We start from the raw sequence: 14446 nt of genomic DNA, 5'->3' as shown, positions 1-14446 counted from the left end.
TGCCAAAATGCCATTCACTTAATACGCTGTTAAGTGAGGAGCAAAACCATGAACGACATCGCGGTCGCGACGAGGAACCAGGCTGCCGTCGGCGAGAAGGTAAAAGCCTTCCGCACCGCCCGCCGCATGTCGTTGCGCACGCTGGGCGAGGCGACCGGAACGACCGCAAGTTTCCTCAGCCAGCTCGAACGGGGCCTTAGCGGCGTCAACATCAGCACGCTGATGCGCATTGCCGGTGCGCTCGGCATAAGCCTGACGGACCTTTTCGAGGAGGCCGCCCCGCCCGTCGGCCGCGTGCTGCGCAAGCACGAACGCCCGGCTTTGCCGCCGGCCGAGGGCTATCGGAAAATGCTTCTGTCACGGCGGCCGATCCGCGACATGGAAGTCTATATCGGCGAATTCGATCCCGGCGGCTCGACGGGCGACAAGCCCTACAGCCACGGGGATTCGCATGAACTCTTCTTCGTCCTCAAGGGTGAGGTGGAACTCACCCTCGGCGAGGAACGCCATGTGCTGTCGGCCGGCGACAGCATCGAATATCCGACCTCGGTTCCGCACAAGACCGTCAATATCGGCAAGGAACCGGCTGAAGTGCTCTGGATGATCGCGCCGCCCACCAGCGTCGCCGATGACCTCGACAAATACCTGCCACGGCCGGGCTCGTAACCGCGGCAGGAACAATTCACGCGAGCGCTACTGGGAGTATCGATGATGAAGAATTTTGCGAGGGCTTTTGCCCTGACGATGACGTGCGCCCTGGCGTTGCCGGCGTTTGCACAGGAAAAGCCGGTCGCCGGCGATGTGAAGGAAGGCTCGCTCAAGGGCAAGACGCTGACCTTCGTCTCCTATGGCGGCATCTATCAGGACGGCCAGGTCGCCGCGCTCCAGGAGTTCGTCACGAAATCCGGCGTGACGCTGCTCAATGACGGCCCGACCGAGATCGCCAAGCTCAAGGCCCAGGTCGATGCCGGCAACGTCACCTGGGACGTGGTCGACACCGCCGACCTGCCGCCCTACGTGCATTGCGGCACGCTGTTCCAGAAGCTGGACTTCTCCAAGCTCGACGTCTCGAAGATCCCCCCCGGCCAGGTCGGCGAATGCTCGGTTCCGGCGATGAACTACGGCGTCGTGCTGATGTACAAGAACGAGACCTACAAGGACAATCCGCCGAAGAACTGGGTGGATTTCTTCGACACCGAAAAATTCCCGGGCGTGCGCGCCATCGACGGTTCCGGCGATCCGACCGGCGGCCTGATCGAGCAGGCGTTCAGGGCGACGGGCGGCGATCCCAAGGCGATGACGCCTGACGATATCGAGAAGGGCATCCAGAAGCTGCGCGATCTCGGCCCCGACACGATCTACTGGAAGACCGGCGCGGAGAGCCAGCAGCTTGCCGAATCCGGCGAGGCCGACATGGTGATGATGTGGACCGGCCGCGCCATGACCGCGGTGAAGAACGGCGCCGCCTATACGCCCGTCTGGCAGGACTGGCTGGTCGTCATGGACCAGATGACCATCCCGGTCGGCGTCAAGGACACGGATGCCGCCTATGCCCTGCTCAACGCCTATCTCGGCGCAAACGCCCAGGCGGTCCTCACCGAAAAGACCTCGTACACGCCGATCAACCTCGACGCCAAGCCGAAGGTCGACGACGCCACGGCGGCCTTCCTCACCTCGACGCCCGAGCGCATCGCGCAGGGCTATCAGCAGAACATTCCGTTCTGGGTGAAGAATTTCGACCTCGCCGCGGAAAAGTGGAACGCGCTGCTTTCCGGTAACTGAGGCCTGCGGCGGTGACTGCCCCTCACCTTAACCCTCTCCCCGCAAGCGGGGAGAGGGGACCTGCCCCACGAACCGGTTCTCATTGCGGAAAACGGTGCGGCCTATCCCCTTCGCCCCGTTTACGGGGAGAAGGTGGCCGGCAGGCCGGATGAGGGGCCAGCCCAACTGAGAATGCCGCCACCCAACCGAACCACAGGAGACGACCGTGACCGACACGTCTGACAGGCCCGCTCTCCTTACGCGATGGCGCCCGCGCGGCGCGGTATGGCTCGCCGCCCCCGCCGTGCTGGTGCTGCTCGTCGCCCTCGCGTATCCGCTGGCGATCGTCGTGGTGCGCAGCTTCACCGATCCCGCGCCCGGTCTCGACAACTATGTCTGGTTCTTCCAGTCCGCGGTGAACCGCACCGTGCTGCAACGCACCTTCGTCGTCGCCGCCTGGGTGACGCTCGTCTCGCTGATCTGCGCCTACCCCTACGCCTACGCCATGACCATCGTCGGCAAGAACGTGCGCCTCGCGCTCATCCTGTGCGTGCTCGTGCCCTTCTGGCTGAGCGGCGTGGTGCGCACGCTGGCCTGGGTCATCCTGTTGCAGGATTCCGGCGTCATCAATTCCTTCCTGCGCGGCATCGGCCTGCCACCGATCAAGCTGATCCGCACGCTGCCCGGCGTCATCATCGGCATGACGCAGGTGCTGCTGCCCTTCATGATCCTGCCGATCTATTCCGTGATGAAGGGCATCGACACGCGCCTGCTCCAGGCCGCCCGCAGCCTCGGCGCAAAACCGTGGAAGGCCTTCGTGCAGATCTACGTGCCGCTCTCGCTGCCCGGCGTCTATGCCGGCGTCATCATCGTCTTCATCCTGTCGCTCGGCTTCTACATCACCCCCGCCCTTCTCGGCGGCCCGCGCTCGACCATGCTGTCCTCGCTGGTGCAGAACCAGGTGCTGAGCCTGCTCAACTGGGGCCGCGGCGGCGCCATGGGCGTCGTGCTGCTCATCGCCACCTTCGTGCTTCTCGCCATCGCCGCCCCGCTGATGCGCCAGAAACATTCCTCAAGCCGCAGGGAGGCGTAATAGATGCCGTCCTTCCCCCGCGTCCTCCTCGGCCTCTTCTGCCTGCTCGTCGCCGTGCTCCTGTTCGCGCCGACGCTGGTGGTGATCCCGATGTCGTTTAACGGCAACAAGTCGCTCGCCTTCCCGCCGGTCGGCTTCTCCTGGCAATGGTACGACAACTTCTTCCGCAATCCCGACTGGACGACCAGCTTCTCCAATTCGTTGATCATCGCCCTTATCGTCGCGGTCGTCGCGACCGTCGTTGGCACGCTCGCCGCCTTCGGCGTCTCCCGCGCGGCGGCGCGCACCGGCGGCCTGCTGCGCGCCCTCCTCATCACGCCCATGGTGGTGCCTGGCGTCGTGCTGGCGATCGGCATCTACGCGGTCTACCTCGACACGCACCTCGTCGGCACGGTCACCGGCTTCGTGCTGGCGCACACCATGCTCGCCATCCCCTTCGTGCTGATCGCCGTGCAGGCCAGCCTCGAAGTCTTCGACCGGCGCCTTGAAACCGCCGCCGCCAGCCTCGGTGCCGGCCGGCTGACCGTCTTCCGCACGGTCACGCTGCCGCTCATCCTGCCCGGCATCCTCTCCGGCGCGCTCTTCGCCTTCATCACCTCGTTCGACGAGATCATCGTCGCGCTGTTCATCACCAGCCCGTACCTGAAAACCCTGCCGGTGCAGATCTACACCTCGATCACCCGCGACGCCGACCCGACCGTCGCCGCCGTCGGCACGCTGCTGTTCCTCGCGACCTCACTCATCATCATCGCCGGCCTGCTTCTCGGCATGCGCCGCGGAAGGACCTGACCCATGACCGCACCCCAACGCTCCGCCGGCGCGGCGATCGAAATCCGCAAGGCGTCCAAACGTTACGGCGCGTTCACCGCCCTCAACGACATCGACCTGCACATCCGCCCCGGCGAGTTCATGACGCTGCTCGGCCCCTCCGGCTCCGGCAAGACGACGACACTGAACCTCATCGCCGGTTTTACCGACATCAGTTCCGGCACGCTCGAAATCGGCGGCAAGAGCGTAACCGGCCTGCCCTCGCACAAGCGCAATATCGGCGTCGTCTTCCAGCATTACGCGCTCTTCCCGCACATGACGGTCGGCAAAAACGTCGCCTATCCGCTGGCATTGCGCGGCATCCGCGGCGAAGACCGCGAGCGCCGCGTCAAACGCGCCCTCGACATGGTGAAGATGGCCGATTTCGCCCATCGCTACCCCAACGAATTGTCAGGCGGCCAGCAGCAGCGCGTGGCGCTCGCCCGCGCCCTCGTCTTCGATCCGCCGCTCCTCCTGATGGACGAGCCGCTCGGCGCGCTCGACAAAAAACTGCGCGAATGGCTGCAACTCGAAATCAAGCGCATCCACCGCGAACTCGGCACCACCTTCGTCTACGTCACCCACGACCAGGAGGAGGCCCTCGTGCTCTCCGACCGCATCGCCGTGTTCAATGGCGGGCGCATCGAGCAGATCGGCACGGGCCGCGAACTCTACGACAAACCGGCGACCCTCTTCGTCGGCCGTTTCATCGGCGAATCCACCGTCCTCCGCGGCAAGGCCGAGCTTTCCGGCAACGACACGGTGATGACCATCGGCGATCAGAGGATTTTTGCCCATGGCCGTCTTCCCGGCGATGCCCGCCCGGTCATCCTGCTGCGGCCCGAGCGCGTGGCACTGAAACGCCCCGGCATGGACACTCTCCCCGGCGAAAACCGCCTGTCCGGCACGGTCGCCGAGGCGATCTATCTCGGCTCCGGCTCGAAATACGAGGTGCGGCTGACGGACGGCACGGTCGCCGTGGTGCGCAGTCCGCTCGGCGCGACCGATTTTGCCATTGGCGACACCGTCGACATCGCCTTCACCCCCGCCGACCTCATCCTTCTTCCCGACGACGCCAGCGCCGACGTGACGCTGACCTGAACCCGAAAGCCTCTCCCATGGACGTCAAGACCAACGGTGACATCTCCTTCTGGTATGCCGATATCGGCGGCATACCGCAAAAGCGCCCTCCCCTGCCCGGCGATCGCGAGGCCGATGTCTGCATTATCGGCGCCGGCTATACGGGCCTGTGGACGGCCTACTACCTGAAGAAGGCCGATCCCTCGCTCGACATCGTCGTGCTGGAACGGGAGTTCGCGGGCTTCGGCGCATCCGGACGAAACGGCGGCTGGCTATCCGGCGGCTTCGGATGGTCCCGCGACAAATATCTGAAAACCTCGACGCGCGGCGCGGTCATCGACATGCAGCGCGCCATGGCGGGCACGGTGGACGAAGTGATCCGTGTCACCGAGGCCGAGGGCATCGACGCCGATATCCGCCGCGTCGACAATTTCACCGTCGCCACCAACGCGCCGCAGCTCGCCCGCGCTCGCGAGGAGTACCAGTTCTATCTCGATTGGCAGATGCCTGCCGAGCGCCTGGAAATGCTCTCCGCAGAGGAGGCCGCAAAACGCATCCGCATCGCCAACGTCCAGGGCGGCTTCGTCATCCGCGACACCGCGCGCGTGCAGCCGGCCAAGCTCGTGCGTGGCCTCGCCAATGTCGTCGAAGCCCTTGGCGTTCCGATCTTCGAAGGCACCGCGGTCACCCGCTTCGAGAAGGGCCGGATCGAAACCGACCGCGGCACGGTACGCGCGGCGAAAATCATCCGTGCCACGGAAGGCTTTTCCGCCGGCTTCCCCGGCGAAGAGCGCACCTGGCTGCCGCTGAACAGCGCCCAGATCGTCACCGAGCCCGTGCCGGAAGCGCTGTGGCGGGAGATCGGCTGGGAAGGCCACGAACTGCTCGGCGATGCCGCGCATGCCTATTGTTACGCCCAGCGCACCCGCGAGGGTCGCATCACCATGGGTGGGCGCGGCGTGCCCTATCGTTTCGGCTCGAAGACCGATGTGAACGGAAAGACGCAGCAGGCGACCATCGACGCCCTGCATGCCATCCTCACGCGCCTGCTGCCGCAGACGAAACCGCTGAAGATCGACCATGCCTGGTGCGGCGTGCTCGGCGTGCCGCGCGACTGGTGCACGACGGCCGGCTTCGACCGCTCGACGGGCATCGGCTGGGCCGGCGGTTATGTCGGTCTCGGCGTCTCCAGCTCCAACCTTGCCGGCCGCACGCTCTGCGACCTCGTGCTCAACCGTGAGACGGAGCTGACCGCCCTGCCCTGGGTCAACCGCACCGTGCGCAAGTGGGAGCCGGAACCCTTCCGCTGGCTCGGCGTGCATTCCATGTACCAGCTTTACCGCATCGCCGACGAGCGCGAGTTCGCCGGCCTGCCGCACACGTCGAAACTCGCGGCGCTTGCCGACACCATCACAGGCCATTGAGCCAGAGACAGGACGAACCATGATCAGCTTCGAAAATTTCGGCGACCTCCTCCAGCGTGATATCGGCGCCTTCGTCGCAAAACCCACCTCCATCGAGGGCGAGCAGCAGGAGGCAACGCTGCCCCTGTGGACGAGCCCGGACGGCAAGATGGAGACGGGCATCTGGGAATGCACCCCCGGCCGCTTCACCGCCGACCGCAGCGAGATTGCGGAAATCTGCCACATCCTCACCGGCCGTGTATCGTTGCACAATGCTGACGGCACGAGCCGGGAAATCGGGGCGGGTGAAATGTTCGTGCTGCCGCTCGGCTGGCGCGGCGAATGGACGATCCACGAACGGACCCGCAAGATCTACACGATGGTGGCCAAAGGTGTCTGACGGCGCTATCGCTGAATCTTCACTGTAGTATTCCCATAGTACCCGCTCGCATGCCGGCCTTGCTAAGCTCCTCCCATTGGTTTTGGGAGGAAACAGATGCCAGCTTCGAAAATTCTGATGATCACCGGTGACTTCACCGAGGACTATGAAACCATGGTCCCGTTCCAGACGCTGCTTGCCTGCGGCTACACCGTGCATGCCGTCTGCCCCGGCAAGAATGCCGGCCAGACCGTCGCGACCGCCATCCATGATTTCGAGGGCGACCAGACCTATACCGAAAAACGTGGCCACAATTTCACCCTCAACGCCACCTTCTCCAGCATCCGTGCCGAAGACTACGACGCGCTGGTCATCCCGGGCGGCCGCGCGCCGGAATATCTGCGCCTCAACCCCGAGGTCATCAAGTCGGTGCGGCACTTCTTCGAAGCCGGCAAGCCGGTGGCCGCCATCTGCCACGGTGCCCAGCTTCTCGCAGCCGCCGGCGTCCTCGAGGGCCGGACCTGCTCGGCCTATCCCGCCTGCCGCCCTGAGGTGGAACTTGCCGGCGGCATCTATGCGGATATCGCGATCGACGATGCGGTCTCCGACGGCAATCTCGTCACCGCACCCGCATGGCCGGCACACCCTTCCTGGCTGCGGCAGTTCATGGCTGTGCTGGACGCCGCGTCCCTGCTACAAACAGACGCTGCCTGAGGAGGCGGACAAGGAGGCCGGGATGTGTGAGCTGTTCATCAAGGCGGATGCGAAGCTCTGGGAGAGCACCACGCGTTCGCTGCGGATCGACGGCATGGTGACGAGCGTGCGGCTGGAGAATTTCTTCTGGTCGAAGCTCGAGGAGATCGCGCGCCGCGATCGCATGAACGTGACGCAGCTGATCACCAAGCTGCACCATGAATCGATCGATGCCGGCCACGACCTCGGAAACTTCACATCTTTCCTGAGGGTGTGCTGCGCGCGCTATCTCGATCTCCAGCTGACCGGAGACATTCCGGCAGACGTCAACCAACCGATCGCCGGGCTGAACGCCCCGGCGATCCTCCTGCGGGAGCGGGAAAAATATCACTGAGCATGGCCGGGATCGCATTGGCGACGTTTCCGTAATGTGCAGTTTTTAAATCTTTTCCAGAGAAAACCGCACAGGGTGCATGGAGTTTCTTTCGAACCTCTGGACAAAGCCAGTTTTCCTGACCCCGGAACCATCCAAACAAGCGGTGACCGCCTGATCCTGCCGTAGCCTTTACCGGCACAAAAGCACCGAACGGTGAACGCAGCGTTCTCGTTCCACACCTTTTCAAGCCTTGCCCGATACCCCATCTTCGCCGGCGACACCCATCCCAACGGACGCACCGGCGTCGAGGCAAACATCCATGAAGAAAATCGGTTTCCTTTCCTTCGGGCACTGGACCCCCTCCCCCCAATCCGAGACCCGCTCGGCCGGCGATACGCTGCTCCAGTCGATCGACCTTGCCGTCGCGGCGGAGGAACTGGGCGCGGACGGTGCCTATTTCCGGGTGCATCATTTCGCCCGGCAACTCGCCTCCCCCTTTCCGCTCCTTGCCGCCGTCGGCGCGAAGACGGACAGGATCGAGATCGGCACGGCCGTCATCGACATGCGCTACGAAAACCCGCTCTACATGGCAGAGGACGCCGGCGCAGCCGACCTCATCTCCCGTGGGCGCCTGCAGCTCGGCATCAGCCGCGGCTCGCCCGAGCAGGTTATCGACGGCTGGCGTTACTTCGGTTACCAGCCGCAGGAAGGCCAGAGCGACGCCGACATGGGGCGAAGGCATGCCGAAGTGTTTCTGGATGTGCTGAAAGGCGAAGGTTTCGCACAGCCGAACCCGCGGCCGATGTTCCCCAACCCGCCCGGCCTCCTGCGGCTGGAGCCGCATTCGGAAGGCTTGCGCGAGCGCATCTGGTGGGGTGCAAGCTCGAACGCCACCGCCGTCTGGGCGGCGAAGCTCGGCATGAACCTGCAGAGCTCGACGCTGAAGAACGACGAGACGGGCGAGCCGTTCCATGTCCAGCAGGCGGCGCAGATCCGCGCCTATCGCGAGGCATGGAAGGAGGCCGGCCACAGCCGCACACCGCGTGTTTCGGTCAGCCGCAGTATCTTCGCGCTCGTCGACGACCGCGACCGGGCCTATTTCGGCCGCGGCGGCAAGGAGGCGGATTCGATCGGCTTCATCGACGACCAGACGCGGGCGATCTTCGGCCGCTCCTATGCCGACGAGCCGGACAAGCTCATCGGGCAGCTTGCCGCCGACGAGGCGATCCGGGAGGCCGATGCACTGCTCCTGACCGTGCCGAACCAGCTGGGGGTCGAGTACAATGCCCATGTCATCGAGGCCATCCTGAAGCACGTAGCACCGGCGCTGGGCTGGCGCTGATTGGCTGAAACGACAAAGGCGCGTCGGGACTTTCCGGCGCGCCTCTGTCATCCCCAGGTCAGGCCCGCCCATGACGGAGGAAAGGTTTGCGTGCCTCATTGGCAAGCGAAAGGCGCTCCGGAGCCTCGGTGCGCCTTTGCCCCTTACCAGGTGCGGCTGAGCTTGAAGGTAATGGTACGGCCATCGCCGTAGCCGCAGACCATGGTGGTCTGGCACCCCTTCACATACTCCTTGTCGAAGAGGTTGGTGACGTTGAGCGCCGCGCCCCAGCCGTCCTTTTCGTAGCGCAGCGCCGCGTCGGCGAGCACCACGTCCGGCACCTTCTTGGTGTTGGCGTAATCAGCCCAGGATTCGCCCTGGTAGCGCACGCCGCCGCCGACGCTGAGCCCTTCCAGCACGCCTTCCGGGATAGTGTAGTCGAGCCAGAGCGATGCGGTGACTTCCGGCACCAGATAGGGGCTGTTGCCGATCAGGGTCCGGTCGGCGTGTTCCGTCATTTCCAGCTTCTGGTAGGTGAAGGCCGCCGTCGCCCTCCAGTCGTTGGCGATCTGCGCCTTCGCTTCCAGTTCGATCCCCGTCGAGGTCACTTCGCCGATCTGCGACTGCAGGAAGGTCAACGGGTCGGTGACGGTCCAGTTCTGTTTCACGAGATGGAAGACCGAAGCCGTGAGCATGCCGTCAAAGCCCGTCGGCTCGTACTTGAAGCCGCCTTCGAGCTGATAGCCTTCCTCCGGCTTGATCGGTGCTGTCGCGCTTGCACCGATAACTGGCAGGAAGAACGTCGAAACGCTGGCATAGGGGGTAAAGCCGTTGGCAAATTCGTAGGCGAGGCCTGCACGGCCGCTCGCGGCCTTGTCGTCGGAGGTGTAGCTATAGCCGACCGCAGCATCGGATTCGGTGCGCACGAAGTCGTAGCGCCCGTTCAGGGTGGCGATGAAGCCGCCGCCGAAGCGGATCTGATCCTGCGCATAGAGGCCGACCTGGCGCTGCGTCAACACCTGATCGAGATAGACGAACTTGTCACCCTGAGCGACACCGTAGAGCGGGTCGAGCACGTCGATCGGCGTCGCACCGCCCGCGGCCTGGGTCTGGTCGATCCTGTAGTATTTGAAATCGAGACCGACCGTCAGGTCGTGCTCCAGCCCGCCCGTCTGGAACGTGCCGTTCAGGCGGTTGTCGAGCGCGAAGGTATCCACCTCGGTGTCGCCATGGAAACCGATGCGGGTAAACGTATCCGTGCTGCCATCCGGCTGCTCCAGCCAGCCTGCATCCGTGTCCCGGTTGTAGTAACCGTAAATGTAGGCCATGGTCTCCTCCTTCGAGAGGTGACCGTAGCGACCGTTCTGCGAGAAGGTCCAGCCGTTGTCGAAGGTGTGCTCGAACTCGTGGCCGAGCAGGAATTGCTGGTAACCGCCATCATCGGACGACGGCTCGCCATAGAAACCTTCCGGATCGATCTTGCCGAAGCGCGCCGATTCCACGGTCCCGTAGTAGGGATAGAAGCCGTTGCCGACATGCACCTGGTCCATGGCGCTGTAGAAGGCGTAGACGTTGAGCTTCGTCGCATCATCCGGCTGCCAGGTAACCTGCGGCATGATCCCGCCGCGCAGGTCTTCCGAATAGTCGGTCGTCTGGTCACCGCCCGCAAGCTTGCCCGTAAGGCGGAAATTGACGCCGCTCCCAAGCGGTGTGTTGACGTCGAAACCGGCGAAGGCATTGCCGTAATTGTTGACGCCGATCTCGCTGTAGACCAGCTTCTCCTCGAGCGGTCGCTTGCCGACCATATTGACAAGACCGCCGGGATTGGCCGCGCCGTAGAGCACGGAGGCCGGCCCCTTCAGCACTTCCACTCGTTCGAGGAAGAACGGATCAACCTGGAAGTTGCCGAACGAATAACTGAAGAGATTGAGGCTATCGAGGAAAAGCCCTGTCTGGCTGGCATCGAAACCGCGAATGTAGATCCAGTCCGTGTCCGGATCGGAGCCGAAGGGTTCGGCGAAGACGCCGGACGTGTAGCGCAGCGCTTCGTCCACCTTGCCGACGACGCCGCGGTCCTCGAGTTCATCCCGGCCGATGACCGAAACGGCCTGGGGGATGTCGCGAAGCGCGGTATCGGATTTCGAGCCGGTAGCGGACACCTTGGCGACATAGCCCCTGACAGGTCCCGCCGCGGAGGCCTCCCCCTCCCCGCCGGTCCCCTCGACGACTACGGGATTGAGCGTCGTGCTGTCCTGGGCCGCGGCATGGCCCAGCCCGGCGAGCATGGACATTGCAACACCCGCCAAAAGCCTTGCTCGCGGCGCCGGCCCCTTCGATTTCATCATCATCTGCGCATACCCCACTCACCCGTTCGCCAGCCAGAACGGTCTTCCAACAATAAGGTGAGTGCTTAACTCAATTTTAACGATCGGGCTTGTCGCATTCCGCGAAAATTGTACGTTCTTGGGCAATTTTCCACGGAGCGAACAATCGCCCGACCGCGCAAGCTCAGGTCAGCTGCACTTTCTGCCAATGGGCCGGGGTCGTGCCGAAATTCTTGCGGAAAACCCGGGTGAAATGCGCCTGGTCGGAAAATCCGGTCTCGACGGCGATCTCCGTCAGAGGCTGATCACCTTGCAAAAGCAATTGCTTGGCCCGGCGCAGCCGCGCATTCACCTGCCATTGATGGGGCGCAATGCCGGTCGATGCCTTGAAGGCATGGCTGAAATGGGATTGCGACAGGCCGATCAGGCTGGCGAGTTCCTCCAGCCGGATGTTGCGCAAGCAGTTTTCTTCAATGAAGTCGGTCGCGCGACGAAGTTGCCAGCCCGCCAGTTTGCCGCGCTTACGGCCCGGCATCTTACCCAGCTTCATGACATCGATGATCAGCGCCAGCGCCAGGCCGTCGCCATAGAGGTCATGCAGCGGCAACGGATTGATACATTCGGCAGCGATGAGCTGCGCCAGCGAAAACAGGCGGTCATCGGAGAAGAACAGCTTCGGGGTGGCGAGCCGCTCCGGATCGAGATCCTCCGCCAGGCGCCGGCCAACCGTTTCCACATCGAAATGCAGGTCGAGATGGCGCAGGAACTGGTGATCGGCGAGATCCGCCCAGAGTTCAAAATTCGCGGGGATGTAGGCAATCGGGCAATGCCGCCAGTCCTCGACGGATTCGCTCCCCCCGGGCGCAAGGCGAATGCGAGAATCGCCCGGCCCCTGCTTGTCGAGCAGGATGAAAAGCCGCGGGTCCCGGCCGACATAATAGCCGCCTGCATGGGCCGCGCATTCGACATCCCAGACATCGGCGACGATACCATTCCAGTGGCGACGGTTGAGACCGCCGACGACGGAAAAGCCCTCGATCCTGTTCTGCATGCGCGGCTGGAACGTCATCTTCCCCTGCTGATATTCCTTCTATTTTTCCTCAAGTTTTTTAACCCGGTTTCTGCCGCAATGCAATATCGCTAAAATGCGAGGAGGAGCGGCTCGTCGCCACTCCTCCCCTCCCCCGCAGGTTTTCCTGTTTCAGTCTTCTTCTTGGAAAACCTCTTCACGCTTCTTCTTGACCGAAGGCAGGAAGACGATGATGAGAACGGCCAGCGCCAGTGCCAGCAGAATTGCGCTGATCGGGCGTGTGACGAAGGTGGTCGGGTCGCCGCGCGACAGGATCATGGCGCGGCGCAGGTTCTCCTCCAGCAAAGGCCCGAGCACGAAGCCGAGCAGCAGCGGCGCCGGCTCGCAGCGCAACTTGACCAGCAGATACCCGCCAAGGCCGAACAGCGCGACCGCATAGAGGTCGTAGACGTTCGAGTTGACGCTGTAGACGCCGATCGAGCAGAACGCCATGATGATCGGGAAAAGCACGTAGTAGGGCACCGTCAGCAGCTTCACCCAGAGGCCGATCAGCGGCAGGTTCAGCACGACAAGCATCAGGTTGCCAATCCACATCGAGGCGATGATGCCCCAGAACAGCGTCGGCTGCTCGGTCGCGACATTCGGCCCCGGCACGATGCCCTGGATGATCATTGCCCCGACCATCAGCGCCATGACGGGGTTGGCGGGGATGCCGAGCGTCAACAGCGGGATGAACGAGGTCTGGGCACCCGCATTGTTGGCCGATTCCGGCCCGGCGACACCTGCAACCGCGCCGTGGCCGAACTCTTCGGGATGATCCGATACACGTTTTTCCACCGTGTAGGACGCGAAGGCCGCGAGGATCGCCCCTCCCCCCGGCAGAATGCCGAGCGCCGAGCCGATGGCCGTGCCGCGCAGCACCGGACCGACCATGCGCCGGAAGTCGTCCTTCGTCGGCCAGAGCCCGGACACCTTGGCCATGATGAGGCTGCGCGTCTTCTCCCCCTCGAGGTTGCGCAGGATCTCGGCGACGCCGAAGACGCCGACCGCAACGGCAACGAAGTTGAGCCCGTCGGCATATTCGCGAATGCCGAGGGTGAAGCGCGGCGTGCCGGTATAGATGTCCGTACCGACGAGGCCGAGCAGCAAGCCCAGCGCCACCATGGCCAGTGCCTTGACGATCGAGCCGTGGGCCAGCGCGATGGAGGAAACCAGACCGACGACCATCAGAGAAAAGTACTCGGCAGCGCCGAATTCGAGTGCGATGGCTGTCAGGGGAATGGCAAAGATCGCGACGAGGAAGGTGGAGACCGTGCCGGCGAAGAACGAGCCGAGCGCAGCGATGGAGAGCGCCGCTCCTGCCCTGCCCTTGCGGGCCATCTGATAACCGTCGATGGCGGTCACGGCGGATGAAGACTCGCCCGGCATGTTGATCAGGATCGCCGTGGTCGAGCCACCATATTGCGCGCCGTAGTAGATGCCGGCGAGCATGATCAGCGAAGAGACCGGCTCCAGCTTGAAGGTGATCGGCAGGAGCATGGCGATGGTCGCCGTCGCGCCGATACCGGGCAGAACGCCGATCAGCGTTCCGAGCAGCACGCCGATCAGGCAGAAGGCGAGGTTTTCCGGCGAGGCCGCGGTGGAAAAGCCGAGCGCGAGATTGCTGACAAGATCCATACGCGCCTCCTAAAGCCGGGTCCAGGGGCCGAAGCGTTCGAACGGCAACCCGAGGGCGTAGCTGAACACCAGGACGGAAAAGAGCGTGATCGCCCCTGCGAGCACCAGCGCCATCAGCGGCTTCATGCGCGTCGAGGCGAAGGCGGCGATGAGCGCGGCGAAGAACAGCGACGGCACGAAGCCGAGCCCGCGCACGGTGAGCCCGAAGAAAACGGGCGCCGGCAGAATGAACAGCATGCCGCGCAGCGCCAGCGGGGCCATGGGCTCGCCCTGCACCCGTGTCGCCTGCACCAGCACGACGACGCCGAGCAGCGTCAGGATCGCGGCGAGGATTAACGGGAAGTAACCCGGCCCCATGCGGAAAGCCGTGCCGAGCTCAAGGTTGAGGCATTGATAGATAAAGAAGCCGCCAAGCGCGATAAAGGTCAGGCCGCAGATCGCATTGGTACCGTCGAACTGTAATTGTTTCATGGGTTCCCCTCTTCCAGCGACCGGGACGGGC

At 63.8% G+C, this 14446-nt stretch carries 14 protein-coding genes; 10 read left to right on the top strand and 4 right to left on the bottom strand.

Annotated elements, in window-relative coordinates; genetic code table 11:
- Window positions 1-48 precede the first annotated feature (48 nt).
- The 10 genes from P9A16_RS15270 (at window position 49) to P9A16_RS15225 (ending at window position 8934) form a co-directional block, all read left to right on the top strand.
- A complete protein-coding gene (locus tag P9A16_RS15270) occupies window positions 49-666 on the top strand; it encodes a helix-turn-helix domain-containing protein (protein ID WP_023513901.1) in 618 nt (205 codons plus the stop codon).
- A gap of 42 nt (window positions 667-708) precedes the next feature.
- Window positions 709-1782 carry an extracellular solute-binding protein gene (locus P9A16_RS15265; RefSeq protein WP_023513900.1) on the top strand — a complete coding sequence of 358 codons (1074 nt, stop codon included), beginning with the start codon at window positions 709-711 and terminating at the stop codon, window positions 1780-1782.
- A gap of 205 nt (window positions 1783-1987) precedes the next feature.
- On the top strand, window positions 1988-2854 hold the full coding sequence (locus P9A16_RS15260; RefSeq protein ID WP_023513899.1) for an ABC transporter permease: 867 nt from the start codon (window positions 1988-1990) through the stop codon (window positions 2852-2854).
- Window positions 2855-2857: 3 nt separating this feature from the next.
- A complete protein-coding gene (locus P9A16_RS15255; RefSeq protein ID WP_023513898.1) occupies window positions 2858-3643 on the top strand; it encodes an ABC transporter permease in 786 nt (261 codons plus the stop codon).
- Window positions 3644-3646: 3 nt separating this feature from the next.
- Entirely contained in the window at window positions 3647-4762 is a 1116-nt protein-coding gene (locus tag P9A16_RS15250; protein WP_023513897.1) for an ABC transporter ATP-binding protein, read from the top strand.
- 17 nt (window positions 4763-4779) lie between these two features.
- A complete protein-coding gene (locus tag P9A16_RS15245; RefSeq protein ID WP_023513896.1) occupies window positions 4780-6165 on the top strand; it encodes an NAD(P)/FAD-dependent oxidoreductase in 1386 nt (461 codons plus the stop codon).
- A 19-nt stretch (window positions 6166-6184) separates the two neighbouring features.
- Entirely contained in the window at window positions 6185-6544 is a 360-nt protein-coding gene (locus tag P9A16_RS15240) for a cupin domain-containing protein (RefSeq protein WP_023513895.1), read from the top strand.
- Between the two features lie 96 nt (window positions 6545-6640).
- Entirely contained in the window at window positions 6641-7237 is a 597-nt protein-coding gene (locus P9A16_RS15235; RefSeq protein ID WP_023513894.1) for a DJ-1/PfpI family protein, read from the top strand.
- 22 nt (window positions 7238-7259) lie between these two features.
- Entirely contained in the window at window positions 7260-7610 is a 351-nt protein-coding gene (locus P9A16_RS15230) for a ribbon-helix-helix domain-containing protein (protein ID WP_023513893.1), read from the top strand.
- A 301-nt stretch (window positions 7611-7911) separates the two neighbouring features.
- On the top strand, window positions 7912-8934 hold the full coding sequence (locus P9A16_RS15225) for an LLM class flavin-dependent oxidoreductase (RefSeq protein WP_023513892.1): 1023 nt from the start codon (window positions 7912-7914) through the stop codon (window positions 8932-8934).
- Window positions 8935-9077: 143 nt separating this feature from the next.
- Here P9A16_RS15225 and P9A16_RS15220 read toward each other — a convergent pair whose 3' ends face one another.
- From P9A16_RS15220 to P9A16_RS15205, 4 genes are all read right to left on the bottom strand, one after another.
- Window positions 9078-11261 carry a TonB-dependent siderophore receptor gene (locus tag P9A16_RS15220; RefSeq protein WP_037408648.1) on the bottom strand — a complete coding sequence of 728 codons (2184 nt, stop codon included), beginning with the start codon at window positions 11259-11261 and terminating at the stop codon, window positions 9078-9080.
- 160 nt (window positions 11262-11421) lie between these two features.
- Window positions 11422-12306 (bottom strand): helix-turn-helix transcriptional regulator, encoded by an 885-nt coding sequence (locus tag P9A16_RS15215; protein WP_023513890.1) that lies wholly within the window; start codon window positions 12304-12306, stop codon window positions 11422-11424.
- 132 nt (window positions 12307-12438) lie between these two features.
- Window positions 12439-13944, bottom strand: coding sequence for a tripartite tricarboxylate transporter permease (locus P9A16_RS15210; protein ID WP_023513889.1), 1506 nt, complete (start codon window positions 13942-13944; stop codon window positions 12439-12441).
- Window positions 13945-13953: 9 nt separating this feature from the next.
- Window positions 13954-14415: a tripartite tricarboxylate transporter TctB family protein gene (locus P9A16_RS15205; RefSeq protein WP_023513888.1), complete on the bottom strand. Its 462-nt coding sequence runs from the start codon at window positions 14413-14415 to the stop codon at window positions 13954-13956.
- Window positions 14416-14446: the final 31 nt, after the last annotated feature.

Source organism: Shinella sp. 838 (genome assembly GCF_029623935.1).
Taxonomy (GTDB): Bacteria; Pseudomonadota; Alphaproteobacteria; order Rhizobiales; family Rhizobiaceae; genus Shinella.
The sequence above is the reverse complement of the archived record's forward strand: the minus strand, read 5'-3'. Positions and strand labels throughout refer to the sequence as shown.